The following is a 17,547-nucleotide window of genomic DNA, read 5'->3' as shown; positions in this document are numbered from 1 at the left end:
ACGCCCCACCGCATCCCGCGCGATCCCGCAACCGTTGATACCGCCGCCAAGAATGAAAAGGTCGGAGATTTCGCTTGCGTTCGAGGATGACATTATCCGCGCCTTTTCGATGCTTCTGGTATTCGTTTATGTTCGTTTAATCAGAAATCGAATACAAGTCATTTGCGAAAAGCGTATGACAGACATGCAAAAAGGCCGCAGGAATGCATCCTGCGACCCTTTCACATCGAACAGCGCAGAAATCAGGCCGCGCTTAGCCCCTCGGTTGAGGCGAAGAACATCGCCTGGCTCACGGCCGAACGCACCTGCTCCTCGGAATAGGGCTTCGAGATCAGGAAGGCAGGTTCGGGGCGGTCGCCTGTCAGCAGGCGTTCCGGGAAGGCGGTGATGAAGATCACCGGCAGGTCGCCCATTTCGGCCAGCAATTCATTGACGGCATCGATGCCGGACGAACCATCGGCCAGCTGAATATCGGCCAGGATCAGGTCGGGGCGCTTGTCATGCGCCAGTTCGATCGCGGCCTTGTGGGTGCGCGCAATACCCGTGACTTCGTGACCCATCGCCTGCACGATGCCCTTCAGGTCCATCGCGATGATCGTCTCGTCTTCGATCACCATGACCTTGCCCGACAGCGCCTGCGACATCTCGGCCAGCGCGATCTGCACCAGTTCTTCGGCCTCGGATTGCTCAAGCTGCATGATTTCGGCGATCTGGTCATAGCGCAGCTCTTCGATCGTGCGCAGCAGCAGGGCTTCGCGCGAATTGGGCGTCAGGCTGCGCAGATGCGCCTGTGCGCGCGCTTCCTGCACGCTTTGTCCTTCCTGATCGACCGGCTGGCCCGAGCTTTGCCAGATCGCGTGAAAGGTGCGGAACAGACCGATGCGCGTGTCGTCGCCGCTGATCAGGCTGCGGTCGCTAAGGATCGCTTCCAGCGTGGCGGCGGCGTAATTGTCGCCCGCGGTCTGGCTGCCGGTCAGCGCACGGGCATAGCGGCGCAGAAAGGGCAGCTCACGGCGGATGGATTGGGCCAGATCTGCTGCTGTCATTGTCATCCTCAAAAATGCGTTGTTCACATGGAACTTGACTGGATAGGTAACGGTTAGGACCGGTGCGCACAAGAATTTCGGGAATAACTAAAAAATGAATACCAGACGCGAGGACCAGAGGCGGGCGGCAATCGCGAAGCAGATCGACGAAAACCTGAAACGTGTCTACGAACAGGACACAACCGACAAAATTCCTGATAAATTCATGGAATTGCTCGATAAATTGCGCGAGCAGGAGTAAACCCGCATGACAAGTCACGCCAAATCGGCGCGGACGACCGGCGGGAGTGACAACCCGCGCGACCAGCTCGTCGATCATCTTCCGGCCCTGCGCGCTTTTGCGCTGTCCTTGACCCGCGAAGGGGCATCGGCGGACGATCTGGTGCAGGACACCATCGTCAAGGCATGGACCCATATCGACAAGTTCCAGCCCGGCACCAACCTGCGGGCATGGCTTTTCACCATTCTTCGCAACACCTTCTATTCGGCGCGGCGCAAGACGCGGCGCGAGGTCAGCGACAGCGACGGCATCCATGCCGCGCGGCAGGCGACCCGGCCCGAACATGACGGTCGGCTGGCGCTGAACGATTTCCGCGTGGCTTTTGAAAAGCTGCCGGATGAACAACGCGAAGCTCTGATCCTTGTCGGCGCCTCGGGCTTTTCCTATGAAGAAGCTGCCGAGATGACAGGCGTTGCCGTTGGCACCGTCAAATCCCGTGCAAATCGCGGTCGGCGCAAGCTGGCTGAATTGTTGCAGCTAGAAGATGGCGAAGAGCTTGAGATGACGGATCGCGCGACCCTTGCCGTGATGGCACAGAACTCTTCCATCAGCCGTTAAGGCTGGCGCCCGTGCTGCGCCGGTTCCTTGACAGGCTGGATTTCACCAAGGGGCTGGGTTTCCGCCTTGGGGGGCTGCTTTCGGTCGCAATTCTGCCGATCGGGCTGATCTCGGTGATCCAGACCCTGCACCTGTCGCGGGAATATGAGCGTTCTTCCGAAATCGCGCTGCTGGGCCGCACAACCACGGCAGCGGCGGGCGAACGCGCCTTGCTGCAAAGTGCGCTTGGCACGGCGGATGCGCTGGGGCCGGCGGTGCTTGAGACGATGGACCGCCCGCAGGCCTGTTCCGACATCATGCGCGGGTTCGTGCAGCGGACGGTCAATTTCGTCTATGCCGGGTTCACGCGGCTGGATGGCGTGACCGAGTGTTCGTCGATTCCCGGCACGCTGGACCTGACGGGCGATCCGGCCTTCAAGCAGTTCACGCAAAGTCCCGGCACGCTGGTCACCACCAGCGGCATCGGCATGGGCGCGGGCGGGAAATCGGTCGTCGTGATCCAGCCGCTTTACCGCAGTGCCGAGCTTTTGGGACATATCTCTGTTGCCATGTCGCCCGACATGCTGCGTTCGACGCATGTGGGGGGCTTGGGGCAGGACAATACCCGTATCATCACCTTCAACAATCTGGGTCAGGTCCTGTCGCTTGACCGCGACAGCGAAGGCCGGGTCGAAGACCTGCTGCCGCGCGGCAAGTCGCTGACCTCGCTTTTGTCGCGCAGCGAGACGACCTTTACGGATTATGCCAGTTCCGGCGAAAGCCGCGTCTTCAGCGTCGTGCCGGTCGTGCCGGGGCTGGTCTATGCGCTGGGGTCGTGGAACCGCTCGGAATCCGGGATCACGGGTATCGACATCACGCGCCGCACCGCCATGGCTTTGCCATTGGTGCTTTGGGCCGCATCGCTGGCCGTGGCCTATTTCGCCGTCTACCGGCTGGTCCTGCGCCATATCCGCGAATTGCGCGGCCAGATGCGCCGCTTTGCCATCGGCGACCGTTCGGCCCCGCCCCCCGTGCTGGCCGATGCCCCGGCCGAGATCACGGATATGAGCCAGACTTTCCACAACATGGCCCGCATCCTGATCCGCGACGAAGAGGCGATGGAGGCGGCGGTCAACGAAAAGACAGTGCTGCTGAAAGAAGTGCATCACCGGGTCAAGAACAACCTTCAGCTGATCGCATCGATCATCAACATGCAGATCCGGGTGATCGACCACGATGATGCGCGGCGGGTCTTGCGTTCGGTGCAGGATCGCGTCGCCTCGCTCGCGACGATCTATCGCAACCTGTATCAGGCCGAGCATCTGGATTCGGTCGAGGCGGACCGGCTGATCAGCGACATCATCAAGCAGATGGCCAATGCTTCGGTCGGGCCGGGCGCGGGTTTGCAGGTCGAAACCCATCTGGAGCCGCTGGTCCTGATGCCCGATCAGGCCGTGCCCTTGTCGCTGCTGGCGACCGAGGCTTTCACCAATGCGCTGAAATATTCGGGCGAACAGGTTGATGGCATACCGCCTTGGGTGCGCGTCACGCTGCGATCGGATGGCGATGATTATGCCGTTCTGACGATCGAGAATTCGACCGGCGGAGCGCCGATGGCCGAAGGCACGGGGCTGGGCAGCCAGCTGATCAAGGCCTTTGCAACCCAGCTTGAAGGCGAGGCCGAGCTGGAACAGACCGAATGTCGCTTTACGCTGCGTCTGCGTTTCCGGGTCGAGCCCCTGTTGAAACGCCCCGCCGCAATGTCGCAGGGTGAGGTCAACCTGACCTCGGCCGCCCGCCCCGGCGCGCGGCATTAGGTCTCAGGTCCGCAGCAACAAGGGACAGTGATCAGAGATTTCCGGGTCGTAGATGACGCGGAAATCCGTGATCAGTTCGGGCTGATCCACCAGCATGTAATCTGCGAAACGACCGGGCTTTTGGTAATGGCTGCTGCGCGTGCCGGCAAAGCCGCCGGTCGTTACCAGCTCGCGAAAGCCACCATCGGCAAGGATCTGCAGGGTTTCGCTGTCTGGCTCCACGTTGAAATCGCCGCAGATGATCCGCAGATCGCCGGGCCGGGCCAGCTTGTCCGACAGCCGCAGCAACCGCCGTGCCTGCGCGGTGCGTTCGGGCGTGTCCATCTTGCCCTTTGGGTCGCGCAGCCCGTGCATATGGGTGATGCCGATGCTGCGGCCTGTCACGTCGTCACGGACCCTGACGCCATGGGCGTTGCGTGGGCGCGGATGGTCGCCGTAACCATCGGCAGAGTAGCATTTGTGGACAAAGCCATGCACCTGCCCCAGCACGGGCAGCGACCTGTGCACGAAGGTGGCCAGACCGAATTGGGAAGGGACGGCCGCAGTGTGATCCCATAGCTCGCCCTGCGCGGCGGGGTGGAAGAATGCGGCATGATCCGGCAGCGCATGGCACAGATCGCGAAAGACATTCGCACTTTGGGGCAGGCTGTGCGGGCCGTCGCGATAGGTCAGCCGATCTTTGTCGCTTGCAGGCGTGTGCGTGATTTCCTGCAGGCACAGAACGTCAGGGGCCTCGGCCTTCACATAGTCAAGCAGGGCATCCGCCAATTTGCCGCCCCAGGCGTTCAGGCAGATCAGCTTCATCGCTCTCAGCCGGTTTTCTTTGTCTCGGCCTTGGTTGCCAGCCGCAGCTTGCGCGCAGCGATGATGCGGCGCCTGCGTGTCATTTCAAGATTGATCAGTGATCCCAGCATCACCGAAAATCCCCCAAGATAGAACCACATCAGCAGTGCGATCACTGCGCCGATGGACCCATAGATGCGGTTATAGCTGTTGAAATTGTTCAGATAGACCGAAAAGCCAAAGGACGCCGCGGCCCATGCCAGCGCGGCAAACAGCGCGCCCCATGTAAAGATGGCGGTGCGCGGCGATTTTACGTTGGGACCGTAACGATACATGATCCCGATGACGATCATCACGATCAGAAAGATCGCGGCCCATGGCACCGAACTCAGCAGCCAGTTGCGCAGGGGCACATCGGGCAGAAAGTTGAAGGCGATGGGCACGACGACGATGACCGCCAGCCCCAGAATGACCACGCCGACGATCACCAGCGTCAGCGCATAGGCCAGCAGAAAGCCCATGACCGTCGAATGCGACCGCACGCCATAGGCGGCGTTCAGCCCCCGGATCAGCGCCTCGACCCCCGCGCGGGCCGAGATCGTTGCGATCATGAAGGAAATCGCCGTGGTCCAGCCAAGCTGCGTGCGACCCGCCGCGATCAGCGCGTTGATCTGGCCATAGATAATATCCGCCGCAGCCGAGGGGATGAATTCATCGGTGGTATGGATATATTGCTCGATCAGTTGCGGATCATACCAAAGACCCCAAAGCGCGAACAAAGCGGCAAGCCCCGGAAACACCGCGAACATGGCATAGAACGCCACACCAGCCGCGATCAGGCTCATATGGATCTTGTCCATCCGTTCAAAGATGGCGAGGACGAACTGCCACATATCCCTGATCACCGTGTCGTCCCCCGTCCTGCCTGCCGTTCCAGCTTGCAGGCAAACGACCCGGCCCGCCAGAACGGTTCCGAAATACACTAAGGGTTTGTGCCGCCCATGTATCTGCGCCACACCGCATTTTCGCCCAGTTTCGCCACGAAGGCGGCATGGGCCTCGGCCTCGGCCTGGGTCACGCGGGGCGGCAATGGGCGCGGGCGTGGCCCACGTGGCTGATTGCCCTGCGCCTGTGCACCCGGACCTGCGCTGGCCGCGCCTGCGGCCTCCAGCACAAGACCCGGCTGCCGACCGCCGCGCAGCGCCAGATACACCTCGGCCAGCAATTCGCTGTCCAGCAGCGCGCCGTGCAGCGTCCGGTTCGAGTTGTCGATGCGAAAGCGCCGGCACAGCGCATCCAGCGAATTCTGCGCACCGGGAAAGCGCGACCGCGCCAGTTCCAGCGTATCCACCGCACGGGAATAGGGCATGGTCTGATACCCCGCCCATTTCAGCTCGGCGTTCAGGAATTTCATGTCGAACTGCGCGTTGTGGATCACCAGCTTGGCGTCATCCGCGATGAATTCCACGAAATCCGCCGCAACCTGGGCGAATTTTGGTTTGTCGCGCAGAAAGTCGTCGCCCAGCCCGTGAACGTCGAACGCCTCCTGCGGCATGGCGCGTTCGGGATTGATATAGACGTGAAAGGTCCGCCCGGTGGGCAGGTGGTTCATCAGCTCGACCGCGCCGATTTCGACGATGCGGTCGCCGGTATCGGGGTCAAAGCCCGTGGTTTCGGTATCAAGGACGATCTCACGCATGGGAACTTCCTGACACGATCTGCGCGCAAATGTCCACGATGGCCGCGTGCGCCCCTTCCAGCGTCGCCGAAGGGATGACCCAATCCGCCAGCGCGCGCTTTTCCGCGTCCGGCATCTGGCGCGACAGGATCATGGCAAACGTCTCTTTGGTCATGCCGGGGCGGGCCATGACGCGGGCGCGCTGCAGATCGGCGGGGACGGATACGACGGCGACCCCGTCCAGTCCCGACTGCAAGCCACCCTCGAACAGCAGCGGAATGTCCAGAACCACGATGGCCGCGTCCTGATGGCGGGCGATGAATTCCGCGCGGTCTGCGGAGACCAGCGGATGCACGATCGCCTCAAGCCGCTTGAAGCCGTCCGCATCGGCGGCCAGCGCGGCTTTCAGTGCGTCGCGATCCACTGCGCCATCCGTAACCGCGCCGGGAAAGGCCGCACCGACCGGCGCGACCGCCGCGCCGCCCGGCGCATAAAGCCGGTGCACGGCGGCATCCGCATCCCAGACCGGGTGCCCAAGATCGCGGAACATCCCGGCGGCGGTGGATTTGCCCATGCCGATGCCGCCGGTCAGTCCCAGAAGGAAACTCATGCCAGCACGGCCCGGCGCAATTCGTCGTCCACCTCGGGGCGGCGGCCGAACCAGCGTTCGAACCCCGGCGCGGCCTGATGCAGCAACATCCCCAGCCCGTCCACGATATGGCAGCCGCGCGCCTGCGCTTCTTCCAGAAATGGCGTCATCAGCGGGGTATAGACCAGATCGGTCGCCAGCGTTCCGGGGGCCAGTGCATCCAGCGGAATACGCAGCGCAGGCTTGCCCTCCATCCCCATCGAGGTGGCGTTGACCACCGTCATCGCCCCGTCCAGCATATTGCCCGCCTCGGCCCAGTCATAGACGACGACCTTGGCCCCGAATTCGCTGCGGATCTGTTCCGCGCGGATGCGGGTGCGGTTTGTGATGCGCAATTCCGTCACGCCCGATTCCAGAAGCGATGCGACGACGGCCCGCGCCGCGCCCCCCGCCCCGATCACGGCCGCCGGACCCAGATCGGGCACCCAGTCGGGCTGGTGTTGGCGGATATTGGCGATAAAGCCGTAACCATCCGTGTTGTCGGCATGGATCTTTCCATCGGGGCGAAAGATCAGCGTATTCGCCGCACCAATCAGCGCCGCGCGGTCTGTGACCACATCGGCCAGCGCCAGCACGCTTTCCTTGTGCGGGATGGTGACATTGGCACCCACAAAGCCCATGCGAGGCATGGCGCGCAGCACCTCGGCCAGGTCTTCGGGTGCGACGGGCACGGGGATGTAATGCCCGGCAATTCCGTAACGCTTCAGCCAGTGGCCATGCAGGATGGGGGAACGCGAATGCGCAATCGGCCACCCGATGACCCCGGCAATGGGAACGTGGCGGGAGGCTTGGGGCTGGTCGTCCATGTCAATCGCTCATCATGGGCGCATAGCCCCGCAAAAATTTCAGCTGATCAAGAAGTGCAATTCCGCGTCCGGTGGGTCAAGCCGCAGCACCGCCGCAGCCCGGTCATGCTGGCAGAAAGGCAACCGTCAGGCGGCGCCCACCTCGGGCAGGCCGCCTTCTTCGACCAGATCGTCCAGCGTCAGGCTTTCGATCAGCAAAAGATAGGACCAGAACACCTGCCCGAACATCTTGCGCAGGCGGCAGGACGCTTCGTCCGTGCAATCTTCGCAGCGTTGATAGGACCGGCGTGACAGACAGGGCAGCGGCGCAATCGGACCATCGACCTGACGCAGCAATTCGCCGATCGAAATCTCTTTCGGGGTCTTGATCAGGATATAGCCCCCGGCCCGCCCCCGGCGCGATCCGACATAACCCGCGTTGCGCAGTTCCAGCATGATATGTTCAAGGAACCGCTTGGGCGCGCCCGAGCGGGTTGCGATCTCTTCGATCGTAAGCGCGTTTCCGCCTGCTGCGACTTCGTCGGCCAGCGCGATCAGCGCCTTGATGGCATATTTGGTTTTCTGCGAGATCATGGAAAATCAATAATCTTCGCGGACGCCGCTTGCAATGATCTGGGCGGAAATATGCGCGCACTGTGGCATGGAACACAGGAGTATCGTCAAAGCGTTATAATTCTGACACATTGCGCCCGCATTCCTGCCCGCGCAGCAGAAGGAGAAGATGATGCGTATTGCAGTTCTTGGTGGCGACGGTTTCGTTGGCTGGCCCACCGCCCTGCATCTGTCCAATCTGGGCCACGAGGTCCATATCGTGGACAACCTGTCGCGGCGCTGGATTGATACCGAACTGGGCGTGCAATCTTTGACGCCGATGGACAGCATTCAGGAACGCTGCCGCATCTGGCATCAGGAAACCGGTCGCAAGATCCATTTCCACCTGCTGAACCTTGCGACGGAATACGAACGCCTGAAATCGTGGCTGGCCGATGAGCGCCCCGAGGCGGTGATCCATTTCGCCGAACAGCGCGCCGCGCCCTATTCGATGAAAACCGACCGCCACAAGGTCTATACCGTCAACAACAACACCAACGCCACGCATAACCTGCTGGCAGCGCTGGTTGAAACCGGCATCGACGCGCATCTGATCCATCTGGGGACCATGGGCGTCTATGGCTATTCCAGCGTCGGTGCGCCGATCCCCGAAGGCTATCTGGACGTGGAAATCGACACGCCCACCGGGAAAAAAGCGCAGCAGATCCTGTATCCGACGCGCCCCGGCTCGGTCTATCATATGACCAAATCGCTGGATCAGATCCTGTTCCAGTTCTATGCCCAGAATGACGGGCTTCGCATCACCGACCTGCATCAGGGCATCGTGTGGGGCACGCATACTGACCAGACCCGTCGGCACGAACAGTTGATCAACCGCTTCGACTATGACGGCGATTACGGCACGGTGCTGAACCGCTTCCTGATTCAGGCGGCCATCGGCTATCCGCTGACGGTCCATGGCACGGGCGGGCAGACGCGGGCCTTTATCCACGTGCAGGATTCGGTGCGCTGCATCGAGCTGGCGCTGCAGGACGCACCCGAAGCGGGCGACCGCGTGCGCATCTTCAACCAGATGACCGAAACCCACCGCGTCCGCGACCTGGCCGAGATGATCGCCAAGCTGACCGGGGCCGAGGTCGCCTATCTGCCGAACCCCCGCAAAGAGGCCGATGAGAATGACCTGATCGTCAAGAACGACCAGTTCATCGCGCTGGGTCTGAAGCCGATCACGCTGGCCGAGGGGCTGTTGTCCGAAGTCGTCGACGTGGCGAAAAAATACGCCCATCGCATCGACCGTTCGCGCGTTCCGGCCGTTTCGGCATGGACCAAGGACATCGCCAAGCGCGTCGAACATGACCCCGAAGGCAAAAGGCTGCGTTCCGTATCGTGAGCAACGGCATCCACCCGAAATCAAAGGCGCGGTCGGACCGCGCCTTTGTCACATTGGCCACCAATCCCGATTACGTCACCGGGGCCGGGGCGCTGTTTCGTTCGCTGAAACGCACCGGGACCGCGGCAGATCTGGTCATGCTTTACACCGATCTGCCCCCGGCCGAGGTGGCGGCGATGCAGGCGCTGGACGTGCGGATGGTGCAGGTGGACCTGCTGCCGACCTCGGACCAGTTCAATGCCCTGCACGCCCGTGACCGCATCCATGGCAATGCCCCGTTTACAAAAGGGGAAAAGCCGCCCTTCCACACGCCTTTGGACAATTTCGCCAAGCTGCGGCTGTGGCAGCTGGATTACGATCGCGTGGTGTTCATCGATGCCGATGCGATCGTCCTGCAAAATATCGACCGGTTGTTTGACTATCCCGAATTTTCGGCGGCTCCGAACGTCTATGAAAGCATGGCCGATTTTCACCGCCTGAATTCGGGGGTGTTCACTGCGCGACCGTCTGCGGCGACGTTTGACGACATGCTGCTGCGGCTGGATCAGCCCGGCGCGTTCTGGCGGCGGACGGATCAGACCTTTCTGGAAAGCTATTTCCCGAACTGGCACGGCCTGCCGGTCTTCGACAACATGCTGCAATATGTCTGGTTCAACATGCCGGAACTGTGGCGCTGGACCGACATCCGCATCCTGCATTTCCAGTATGAAAAGCCATGGCAGGATCACGCCAAGGCCGACAAGCTGCGCCCGCTGATCGATTTGTGGCGCGCCCATGCGGGCGACGGCCCCGTGCCCGATCTGCGCGAATTGGCGAACCCGGCATGAAGATCGCCCTGACCGGAGCCTCGGGCCTTGTCGGTCGCTGGATTGCCCAGGCGGCGATCCGGCAGGGTCATGCCATCGACCCGCTGGCAGGCTGGCGTCTGGGCGATGCGCCTGAACTTGGCGGCTGCGACGCGCTGATCCACTGTGCATTTCATCACGTGCCGGGCAAATATCGCGGCGGCGAGGGCGACGATCCCGACGCCTTTATCCGCACGAACCTGCACGGCTCGGTCAGGCTGTTTCAGGCCGCGCAGGCGCAAGGTGTCGGGCGCGTCGTCTTTCTGTCCAGCCGTGCAGTCCATGACGGCCATACGGCGGGAACCGATCTGACCGACGACCTTACCCCCGCGCCCACCAGCCTTTACGGGCAGGTCAAGGCCGATGCCGAAGCGGCGCTGGCCGCGATGGAGGCGCCCGGTTTCCGCACCGCCAGCCTGCGCCCCACTGGCGTTTTCGGCCCCGGCCAGCCGCAGAAATGGGCCGGGCTGATCCGCGACTTTCTGGCGGGCCGCCCGGTCCCGCCGCGCGTCGCCACCGAGGTGCATGGCGCCGATCTGGGGGATGCCGCGATGCTGGTGCTGAACGACCCGGACATGGGCGGCGCTTACAATATCAGCGACGTGATACTGGATCACCACGACCTGCTGTCTGGCGTCGCGGCGCTGACCGGCAGCGCGTCACAGCCGCCCATGCGCTCGGATGCCGGATTGCTGCGGGTGCCCGTCTGTGCAAGGCTGGAGGCGCTTGGCTGGCGGCCCGATGGGCTTTCGCGTCTTCATGCCGACCTGCCCGCCATCATTCAGAATGCCAAGGACGCATCATGAACCAGAAGCTGGAAGACCTGTCCCGCAAATCCCTTTGGGGTGCCGAGGAGCTGGCGGAACTGGTCATCGCCCCTGCCACGCTTCATGTCGATTACCCGTCTCTGGCCCAGACCATCCGCAGCCTGACCCATGGCGAAACGGATGTGGTGGCGCTGATGGCCACGCTGGTCTGCGAATTGCATCATGCCGACGACCGCTTTGACTGGACGGGATTTTATCGCGTGACCGAACCCGAGGTGCTGAAGATCGGCCCCTATCAGGGTGGGCATGGCTGTCTTGTGATCCCGTTTGCGCGTGGTGTCTGCGGTGCTGCGGCGCGGACGCGGCAGACCCAGCTTGTGCCCGATGTGGACGCATTCCCCGGCCATATCGCCTGCGCCAGCTCGACCCGTTCGGAATTGGTGATCCCGGTCTTTGGCCCCGGCGAGGTTTTGCTGGGCGTTCTTGACATCGACAGCAACCAGCCCGACGCTTTCACCCAGGAAGATGCAGACAAACTGCAGGAGATCCTGGATGACACATTCGGACGTCACTGAGTTCCACGGCCATTGCCTGTGTGGCGAGATCAGCTTTCGCGGCACCTATGACGATCAGAACGGGCTGAAGGCCTGTCATTGCGGCCAATGCAGGCGCTGGTCCGGCCATGTCTGGGCGGCGATCCTGCCGCGTTCGCTGGACATCAAGGGACAGCCGAAATGGTATCGCGCCTCGGACTTTGCGCGGCGGGGGTTCTGTGCGACCTGCGGCAGTTCGCTGTTCTGGCAGCGCGACGGCTCGGACGTAATCGATGTGGCGGCGGGGGCGATCGACGCGCCGACTGGCCTGCATCTGGAAGGCCATATCTTTGTCGCGGACAAGGGGGATTACTACGACATCACCGACGGCCTGCCCCAAGACCCGCAGGAATGATCCGCCACGGTCGCTGTCTGTGCGGCAGCGTGGCGTTCACCGCGCGGTCCCGGACCCGCAAGGCGCATGAATGCCATTGCAGCCAGTGCCGCCGCTGGTCGGGCCATGTCTGGGCCTATGTCACCCTGCCTTGGGATGCGCTGGATTTTTCGGGTGACGCGGATTTGCGCTGGTATGACCACACGCCAAAGGCCCGGCGCGGCTTTTGCGGGACATGCGGTGCGACGCTGTTCTGGCGGCAGAATGGCTCGGCCAAGGTTGACGTTTCGGCGGGCGCGTTCGATATGCCGACGGGATGGACCCTTGGCGCGCCGTCCTTTGGCGGGGACAAGGGCGACTATTACAGGCTTTAGGATGATCTGGGACACGCTGGCCAATTTTCCAATTCAGCAATTGCTGGCCTTCATGGCGGGCGCTTTGGTGCTGAACTTCGCTCCTGGACAGGACGTGTTCTTTGCCAGCGCCTGCGGCATCCAGAACGGTCCCCGCCTTGGCGCGCTGGCCGGTTTCGGCGTGGGCATGGGCAGCCTTGTGCATGTGATCCTGGCGACGGTGGGCCTTGGCGCGCTGGTCGCGGCGCATCCCGGCGCGCTGCTGGCGATCAAATATGCGGGCGCGGCCTATCTGCTGTTTCTGGCGTGGAAAAGCTGGAATGCGGGTCAGATCGACGCCCGCGCCCGCGCCCGCGCCGCCCGCAGCCCATGGAACATCATCCGCCGCGGCGCACTGTCGAACCTGCTGAACCCCAAGCCTGTGCTGTTCCTGCTGGCCTTCCTTCCGCAATTCACCCGCCCGGAATACGGCCCCGTCTGGCAGCAGATCCTGGCGCTGGGGCTGATGTTCGTGGCCTCGGGGACGGTGGTGACGATGGGTTACGGCATCGTCGCGGGCTATGCCGGGCAGGTGATCGGCAAGCGGCTGGGCATCGTCAACCGCATCGCCGCCGTGATGTTCGCGGGCCTTGCCCTGCGCCTTGTCTGGAAATGAGCTTCGTCTACGAACCCACGGCGGAACAGCCCCAGATCATCCATGCCGATCATGAGGTGCTGGTGGTCGCGAAACCCGCCGGGCTGCTATCGGTGCCGGGGCGCGGCGACGACCGCGCCGATTGCCTGATCAACCGGCTGCGCGGCGCCTTCCCCACTGTTCTGCTGGTGCATCGTCTGGACATGGACACCTCGGGCGTCATGGTCTTCGGCCTGACGCCGCACGCACAACGCACCCTGTCCAAGCAGTTTGAGGAACGGCGCACCAAGAAAACCTATGTCGCGCGGCTTTGGGGGCGCTTGCAGCCGAAATCGGGCACGGTCGATCTGCCGCTGATCGTCGATTGGCCGAACCGCCCGCGTCAGAAGGTGGATCACGACACGGGAAAGCCGGCGCAGACCGATTGGCGCGTGATCCGCCAGACCGATGCGGAAACCCGCGTGCGCCTGTCGCCGGTCACGGGGCGCAGCCATCAGTTGCGCGTCCACATGGCATCGCTGGGCCACCCGATCCTTGGCGATCCGCTATATGCGAGCGGGGCTGCGGCGGATTTTCCGCGCCTGATGCTGCATGCCGAAACGCTGCGCTTCAAGCATCCCGATACCGGCGTCATGCAAAGCTATTCTGCGCCCGTGCCGTTCTGATCCGTCACGAATGTTTCATCCCCGATCCGGCGTTTCCTGCGTAAGCTATGGAAAACAGGAAAGGGATGCCGGATGATGACGACCGACCTTAGCCGCCGTGCGGCGATGCTTCTGGGGGCCGCCCTGCCGGTCCTGACCGCGCTGCCCGTTGCCGCGCAATCTGCCCCGGAACAGGAGAAACCGATGGGCCGTGCCAATACGATCAAGCTGGGCGCGTTCGAGGTGACGACGATCCTTGGCGGCGCGAACATGAGCGATGATCCCATCGCGACCTTCGGCGTTGGTGCCGACGCGGCCGAGTTTCAGGCGCTTGCGGCCGAGAATTTCATCCCCTCGGATCGTTCGGGCGGGTCGTTCACGCCGACCCTGGTGCGCACGCCCGACGCGCTGATCCTGTTCGACACCGGGATGTTTCCCGAAATGAACGCTGCATCCATGGCGCTGGCCGGGATCAAGCCCGAAGATGTCACCCACATCGTGCTGACCCATATGCATGGTGATCACGTCAGCGGGCTGATGCAGGGCGATACGCCCAGCTTTGCCAATGCCCAGTTGATCGTGCCCAAAGCGGAAAACGACTATTGGGCGGCGAATGCCAATGACGCCTATAAGACCCATGTCGCGCCGCTGATCGGCAAGGCCCGCCAGATCGCCGATGGCGAGGAAATCGTCCCCGGCATCAAGGCCGAGGCGGCTTACGGCCATACCCCTGGTCACACCACCTATCTGATCGAAAGCGAGGGGCAGCGGCTGCTGATCTCGGGCGACAGCTTCAACCACTATGTGTTCTCGGTCCAGCGCCCGGATTGGCATGTGCGTTTCGACGTGGACAAGGATATGGGTGCGGCGACGCGGGCCAAGGTGCTGGGCCGTCTGGCCGAGGAAAAGATCCCCTTCATCGGCTATCACATGCCTTTTCCGGCGGTGGGCTTTATCGCACCGAATGGCCAAGGCTCGTTCCGCTTCGTCCCTGCGACCTATCAGTTCGCGTAAGGTGCGATGACCGATCCCGCGCCGCACCCCGCCTTCAATCGCGACATGGCCGAAAGCTATGATCAGAAGAACAGCGGCCTTGCCCCCATCTCGGACAATCTGCACTTTCTGGTGCAGATGGTGCTGGCGGGACTTCCCGCCCGCGCCCGCATTCTTTGCGTCGGCGTGGGCACGGGGGCCGAAATCCTGTCGCTGGCCCGTGCCTTCCCCGAATGGCGTTTCACGGGCGTGGACCCCTCGGCCGAGATGCTTGAGGTCTGTCGCGGACGGCTGGATCGGGCGGGCCTGCTGGAACGGTGCGAACTGATTCACGGCTTTGCCCATGACGCGCCGAAGGGGGCGAACTTTGATGCGGCGCTTGCCATGCTGGTCGCGCATTTCATCGGCCACGAGCATCGCCCCGGCTTTTACCGCGACATTCACGACCGGCTGAAACCCGGCGGTTCCTTCGTCAGCGCCGAAATCTGCGTCGATCTGGACGCGCCCGAATTTCCGGCGATGCTGCAGAACTGGGAACAGGTCCAGTCCCGCATGGGTGCCACCCCCGAGGCGTTGCAAAAGCTGCCCGACACCCTGCGCCATGTGCTGGGGGTGCTGTCACCCGCGCAGACGGATGACTTGCTGAAAGCGGCCGGATTTGCCCTGCCGGTTCCGTTTTTTCAGGCATTCCTGATCCGCGGCGTCTTTGCGACCAGATCGGCGGCGGCTGTCAGCCCAGATTGAACACCCGGCTGGGCTGAACCTCTCCGCCCATATAGCGGCCGATGCATAGCGGGCGGCCTTCGCGGCTGACCCAGACTTCCTCGCCGAATTCGGCATGGCCCAGAACCTGGCCCGGATTGCCGTTCAGGATGCGGACGGCACCCATCTCGGTCGCCTGCATCTGCGGCAGGTCGATCAGCGCGGATTGCAGGGGCAGCAGCGCGGCCTCGATCTCGGCCTGATTGGCGCGGTCGATGCGGTCAAAGGCGATGCCGTCAGACGCTTCGAACGGACCGGACCAAATGCGGCGCAGATGTGCGACATGGCCAAGGCAGCCCAGCTCACGCCCCAGATCGCGGGCGATGGCGCGGACATAGCCGCCCTTGCCGCAGACCATGCGCAGATCGGCCGTGTCGGCGGTCGTGCCCAGCAGTTCCAGCGATTCAACCCATAGCGGGCGCGCCGCCAGCTCGACCACCTCGCCTTCGCGCGCCAGATCATAGGCGCGTTCGCCATCCACCTTGACGGCGGACACATTCGGCGGAACCTGCATGATTTCGCCCGTGAACCCCGGCAGGGCGGCGCGGATGCTGTCCGCATCGGGGCGGCTATCTGCGGATTTGGTGACCTGCCCCGACGCATCATCGGTCGAGGTTTCGGCCCCCCAGTTCACCCGGAAATCATAGGCCTTCAGCGCCTCGGTCAGCAGGGGCACGGTTTTCGTGGCCTCGCCCAAAGCAATCGCCAGCACGCCTGTCGCGTCCGGGTCCAGTGTGCCCGCATGGCCCGCCTTTTTCGCGTCCAGCGCCCAGCGGACTTTTCCCACCACATCGGTTGATCCAATGCCGGCGGGCTTGTCCACGATCAGCCAACCGTGGATCTCGCGCCCTTTTTTCCGTGCCATAGTCTTATTCCGTATATCCGATGATCGGCCCAAGCCGCCGCCCGAAATCCGAGCGGTTCAGCGCAGGCGCATAAAGCCTGCTGATCGAGCCGTCAAAATAAAGCGCATCCCGTGCGCCAAGCCCGTCGCGGAACAGCCGCCCGAATTCGTGAAACGTCACGGCGCGGTCGGAAATCGCGAACCATGCCGTCTGCCCGTCCGGCGACACGCCGACACCGTTGCGGATATAGCGGCTGTCGCTGTCCACAAGGAAACGCGGGTGCAGGTCGCCGTCGATCACCAGCATCGGCCCCGATTGCGTGGCGATGCGGCATTGCGGATCAGCGGCCTTGAAGGCGCGGCTTTCGATCACCTGATAGGGGCGGTTGCCGCCCGCGCAAAAGACGCCGTTGGGCAGCATTCCGAAATTCCCGCCACCGCCTGCGGTGACCAGATCATGCGCCTTTTCCCCATCGCTGACATACAGGCCCACCGGGCTGTAATCGGCGTGATACATGCCCGCATTCATCGCGAAACCAAGGGTCTGACCCTTAGGCAGTTGACGCCTCACGCTGGTGAAATCCCCAAGGACGCGCCCATCGGGACCGTTCAGCCAAAGCTTCAGCCCCGGCTGCTGCTCCGCCGAAAGCGTGCAGACCACATAGCCCTGACCGTCGAAATCGCGCTTTTCGCAGATATCGGCCACCGCGGGCAGCGTGGACGCGATCAGCGCCCCCAGCGCCAGCCCAAGGCGGCGCTTCAGATCAAGCTTCATCGTCTTCGTCGTCGTCGGTTTCGACATCGCGGCGCACGCGGTCTTCGGACAGGATGCGGCGGGTGTCGTCCATGCGGTCGAAGGTCTCGTCCAGCACGAAGCGCAGCTGAGGCGCGTATTTCAGCGTCATGGCCTTGGCGACCAGATGGCGCAGTTCGGCCTGATTGCGGCGCAACGCGGCCAGCGCCTCTTCGGCGCCATGTCCGCCAAGGGGCAGGACATAGGCCGTCGCGACCTTCAGGTCGGGCGATGTGCGCACCTCGCCGACCGTGATCGAATGACGGTTCAGTTCGGGATCGTGAACGTCGCCGCGCAGCAGGACGTCTGAAAGTGTGCGGCGGATCAGTTCACCCACGCGAAGCTGACGCTGCGAGGGACCTGTGCCGGAATGAAAGCGGTTCTGTGCCATGGCCGCAGATGTAGGGGGTCGCGGCGCGGCCCGCAACGGTTTAGAACGGCCCAAAA

General features: G+C 63.0%; 23 protein-coding genes. 13 read left to right on the top strand and 10 right to left on the bottom strand.

Annotated elements, in window-relative coordinates; genetic code table 11:
- Positions 1–242: 242 nt before the first annotated feature.
- Positions 243–1,046, bottom strand: a complete 804-nt coding sequence (locus FN835_RS11010; RefSeq protein WP_142663277.1) for a response regulator — start codon at positions 1,044–1,046, stop codon at positions 243–245.
- A 94-nt stretch (positions 1,047–1,140) separates the two neighbouring features.
- Between FN835_RS11010 and FN835_RS11005 the strand changes: the two genes are divergently transcribed.
- From FN835_RS11005 to FN835_RS10995, 3 genes are read left to right on the top strand one after another with little or no spacing between them, the layout of a single operon-like run.
- Positions 1,141–1,287 carry a NepR family anti-sigma factor gene (locus tag FN835_RS11005; protein ID WP_142663276.1) on the top strand — a complete coding sequence of 49 codons (147 nt, stop codon included), beginning with the start codon at positions 1,141–1,143 and terminating at the stop codon, positions 1,285–1,287.
- Between the two features lie 6 nt (positions 1,288–1,293).
- Positions 1,294–1,884 carry an RNA polymerase sigma factor gene (locus FN835_RS11000; protein ID WP_142663275.1) on the top strand — a complete coding sequence of 197 codons (591 nt, stop codon included), beginning with the start codon at positions 1,294–1,296 and terminating at the stop codon, positions 1,882–1,884.
- 11 nt (positions 1,885–1,895) lie between these two features.
- Entirely contained in the window at positions 1,896–3,680 is a 1,785-nt protein-coding gene (locus FN835_RS10995; protein ID WP_142663274.1) for a sensor histidine kinase, read from the top strand.
- A gap of 3 nt (positions 3,681–3,683) precedes the next feature.
- On the opposite strand, the gene FN835_RS10990 is transcribed toward FN835_RS10995, so the two are convergent.
- The 6 genes from FN835_RS10990 to FN835_RS10965 all read right to left on the bottom strand — a co-directional run bounded on the left by FN835_RS10990 (position 3,684) and on the right by FN835_RS10965 (position 8,169).
- Positions 3,684–4,484 carry an endonuclease/exonuclease/phosphatase family protein gene (locus FN835_RS10990; protein WP_142663273.1) on the bottom strand — a complete coding sequence of 267 codons (801 nt, stop codon included), beginning with the start codon at positions 4,482–4,484 and terminating at the stop codon, positions 3,684–3,686.
- 5 nt (positions 4,485–4,489) lie between these two features.
- A complete protein-coding gene (locus FN835_RS10985) occupies positions 4,490–5,368 on the bottom strand; it encodes a YihY/virulence factor BrkB family protein (RefSeq protein ID WP_246098710.1) in 879 nt (292 codons plus the stop codon).
- 77 nt (positions 5,369–5,445) lie between these two features.
- A complete protein-coding gene (gene dnaQ / locus FN835_RS10980; RefSeq protein ID WP_142663271.1) occupies positions 5,446–6,162 on the bottom strand; it encodes a DNA polymerase III subunit epsilon in 717 nt (238 codons plus the stop codon).
- Positions 6,155–6,751, bottom strand: a complete 597-nt coding sequence (gene coaE, locus FN835_RS10975; RefSeq protein ID WP_142663270.1) for a dephospho-CoA kinase — start codon at positions 6,749–6,751, stop codon at positions 6,155–6,157. The genes dnaQ and coaE overlap by 8 nt, the downstream gene beginning before the upstream one ends.
- Positions 6,748–7,596, bottom strand: coding sequence for a shikimate dehydrogenase (locus tag FN835_RS10970; RefSeq protein ID WP_142663269.1), 849 nt, complete (start codon positions 7,594–7,596; stop codon positions 6,748–6,750). Before FN835_RS10970 ends, coaE begins: the two co-directional genes overlap by 4 nt.
- 126 nt (positions 7,597–7,722) lie before the next feature.
- On the bottom strand, positions 7,723–8,169 hold the full coding sequence (locus FN835_RS10965; protein WP_142663268.1) for an RrF2 family transcriptional regulator: 447 nt from the start codon (positions 8,167–8,169) through the stop codon (positions 7,723–7,725).
- 151 nt (positions 8,170–8,320) lie between these two features.
- Between FN835_RS10965 and FN835_RS10960 the strand changes: the two genes are divergently transcribed.
- The 10 genes from FN835_RS10960 (at position 8,321) to FN835_RS10915 (ending at position 15,445) form a co-directional block, all read left to right on the top strand.
- A complete protein-coding gene (locus FN835_RS10960) occupies positions 8,321–9,538 on the top strand; it encodes an NAD-dependent epimerase/dehydratase family protein (protein ID WP_142663267.1) in 1,218 nt (405 codons plus the stop codon).
- Positions 9,532–10,365, top strand: a complete 834-nt coding sequence (locus FN835_RS10955; RefSeq protein ID WP_142663266.1) for a glycosyltransferase — start codon at positions 9,532–9,534, stop codon at positions 10,363–10,365. Before FN835_RS10960 ends, FN835_RS10955 begins: the two co-directional genes overlap by 7 nt.
- Entirely contained in the window at positions 10,362–11,189 is an 828-nt protein-coding gene (locus FN835_RS10950) for an NAD-dependent epimerase/dehydratase family protein (RefSeq protein WP_142663265.1), read from the top strand. The genes FN835_RS10955 and FN835_RS10950 overlap by 4 nt, the downstream gene beginning before the upstream one ends.
- Positions 11,186–11,725 carry a GAF domain-containing protein gene (locus tag FN835_RS10945; protein WP_142663264.1) on the top strand — a complete coding sequence of 180 codons (540 nt, stop codon included), beginning with the start codon at positions 11,186–11,188 and terminating at the stop codon, positions 11,723–11,725. The genes FN835_RS10950 and FN835_RS10945 overlap by 4 nt, the downstream gene beginning before the upstream one ends.
- Positions 11,703–12,098 carry a GFA family protein gene (locus FN835_RS10940; protein WP_142663263.1) on the top strand — a complete coding sequence of 132 codons (396 nt, stop codon included), beginning with the start codon at positions 11,703–11,705 and terminating at the stop codon, positions 12,096–12,098. Before FN835_RS10945 ends, FN835_RS10940 begins: the two co-directional genes overlap by 23 nt.
- On the top strand, positions 12,095–12,451 hold the full coding sequence (locus FN835_RS10935) for a GFA family protein (RefSeq protein WP_142663262.1): 357 nt from the start codon (positions 12,095–12,097) through the stop codon (positions 12,449–12,451). The genes FN835_RS10940 and FN835_RS10935 overlap by 4 nt, the downstream gene beginning before the upstream one ends.
- 1 nt (position 12,452) lies before the next feature.
- Positions 12,453–13,085: a LysE family translocator gene (locus tag FN835_RS10930; protein ID WP_142663261.1), complete on the top strand. Its 633-nt coding sequence runs from the start codon at positions 12,453–12,455 to the stop codon at positions 13,083–13,085.
- A complete protein-coding gene (locus FN835_RS10925) occupies positions 13,082–13,729 on the top strand; it encodes an RluA family pseudouridine synthase (RefSeq protein ID WP_142663260.1) in 648 nt (215 codons plus the stop codon). Before FN835_RS10930 ends, FN835_RS10925 begins: the two co-directional genes overlap by 4 nt.
- Before the next feature lie 72 nt (positions 13,730–13,801).
- Positions 13,802–14,722 (top strand): MBL fold metallo-hydrolase, encoded by a 921-nt coding sequence (locus FN835_RS10920; protein ID WP_142663259.1) that lies wholly within the window; start codon positions 13,802–13,804, stop codon positions 14,720–14,722.
- Positions 14,723–14,728: 6 nt separating this feature from the next.
- Positions 14,729–15,445 carry a class I SAM-dependent methyltransferase gene (locus FN835_RS10915; RefSeq protein ID WP_142663258.1) on the top strand — a complete coding sequence of 239 codons (717 nt, stop codon included), beginning with the start codon at positions 14,729–14,731 and terminating at the stop codon, positions 15,443–15,445.
- Here FN835_RS10915 and truB read toward each other — a convergent pair.
- Genes truB through rbfA form a run of 3 tightly spaced genes read right to left on the bottom strand, consistent with a single transcriptional unit; the run spans position 15,432 to position 17,491 of the window.
- Positions 15,432–16,328 (bottom strand): tRNA pseudouridine(55) synthase TruB, encoded by an 897-nt coding sequence (gene truB / locus FN835_RS10910; RefSeq protein ID WP_142663257.1) that lies wholly within the window; start codon positions 16,326–16,328, stop codon positions 15,432–15,434. The genes FN835_RS10915 and truB overlap by 14 nt on opposite strands.
- A 4-nt stretch (positions 16,329–16,332) precedes the next feature.
- On the bottom strand, positions 16,333–17,082 hold the full coding sequence (locus FN835_RS10905) for a phosphodiester glycosidase family protein (RefSeq protein ID WP_142663256.1): 750 nt from the start codon (positions 17,080–17,082) through the stop codon (positions 16,333–16,335).
- Entirely contained in the window at positions 17,072–17,491 is a 420-nt protein-coding gene (rbfA, locus tag FN835_RS10900; RefSeq protein WP_142663255.1) for a 30S ribosome-binding factor RbfA, read from the bottom strand. Before rbfA ends, FN835_RS10905 begins: the two co-directional genes overlap by 11 nt.
- Positions 17,492–17,547: the final 56 nt, after the last annotated feature.

It is taken from the genome of Paracoccus laeviglucosivorans (assembly GCF_900182695.1).
Lineage (GTDB): Bacteria > Pseudomonadota > Alphaproteobacteria > Rhodobacterales > Rhodobacteraceae > Paracoccus > Paracoccus laeviglucosivorans.
This window is presented reverse-complemented; position numbering and strand designations above follow the sequence as displayed.

Coding starts and splice junctions, on each gene's coding strand:
- FN835_RS11010 (WP_142663277.1), bottom strand. CDS start 1,046: ATGACAGCAGCAGATCTGGCCCAATCCATCCGCCGTGAGCTGCCCTTT.
- FN835_RS11005 (WP_142663276.1), top strand. CDS start 1,141: ATGAATACCAGACGCGAGGACCAGAGGCGGGCGGCAATCGCGAAGCAG.
- FN835_RS11000 (WP_142663275.1), top strand. CDS start 1,294: ATGACAAGTCACGCCAAATCGGCGCGGACGACCGGCGGGAGTGACAAC.
- FN835_RS10990 (WP_142663273.1), bottom strand. CDS start 4,484: ATGAAGCTGATCTGCCTGAACGCCTGGGGCGGCAAATTGGCGGATGCC.
- dnaQ (WP_142663271.1), bottom strand. CDS start 6,162: ATGCGTGAGATCGTCCTTGATACCGAAACCACGGGCTTTGACCCCGAT.
- coaE (WP_142663270.1), bottom strand. CDS start 6,751: ATGAGTTTCCTTCTGGGACTGACCGGCGGCATCGGCATGGGCAAATCC.
- FN835_RS10970 (WP_142663269.1), bottom strand. CDS start 7,596: ATGGACGACCAGCCCCAAGCCTCCCGCCACGTTCCCATTGCCGGGGTC.
- FN835_RS10965 (WP_142663268.1), bottom strand. CDS start 8,169: ATGATCTCGCAGAAAACCAAATATGCCATCAAGGCGCTGATCGCGCTG.
- FN835_RS10960 (WP_142663267.1), top strand. CDS start 8,321: ATGCGTATTGCAGTTCTTGGTGGCGACGGTTTCGTTGGCTGGCCCACC.
- FN835_RS10950 (WP_142663265.1), top strand. CDS start 10,362: ATGAAGATCGCCCTGACCGGAGCCTCGGGCCTTGTCGGTCGCTGGATT.
- FN835_RS10945 (WP_142663264.1), top strand. CDS start 11,186: ATGAACCAGAAGCTGGAAGACCTGTCCCGCAAATCCCTTTGGGGTGCC.
- FN835_RS10940 (WP_142663263.1), top strand. CDS start 11,703: ATGACACATTCGGACGTCACTGAGTTCCACGGCCATTGCCTGTGTGGC.
- FN835_RS10935 (WP_142663262.1), top strand. CDS start 12,095: ATGATCCGCCACGGTCGCTGTCTGTGCGGCAGCGTGGCGTTCACCGCG.
- FN835_RS10930 (WP_142663261.1), top strand. CDS start 12,453: ATGATCTGGGACACGCTGGCCAATTTTCCAATTCAGCAATTGCTGGCC.
- FN835_RS10925 (WP_142663260.1), top strand. CDS start 13,082: ATGAGCTTCGTCTACGAACCCACGGCGGAACAGCCCCAGATCATCCAT.
- FN835_RS10920 (WP_142663259.1), top strand. CDS start 13,802: ATGATGACGACCGACCTTAGCCGCCGTGCGGCGATGCTTCTGGGGGCC.
- FN835_RS10915 (WP_142663258.1), top strand. CDS start 14,729: ATGACCGATCCCGCGCCGCACCCCGCCTTCAATCGCGACATGGCCGAA.
- truB (WP_142663257.1), bottom strand. CDS start 16,328: ATGGCACGGAAAAAAGGGCGCGAGATCCACGGTTGGCTGATCGTGGAC.
- FN835_RS10905 (WP_142663256.1), bottom strand. CDS start 17,082: ATGAAGCTTGATCTGAAGCGCCGCCTTGGGCTGGCGCTGGGGGCGCTG.
- rbfA (WP_142663255.1), bottom strand. CDS start 17,491: ATGGCACAGAACCGCTTTCATTCCGGCACAGGTCCCTCGCAGCGTCAG.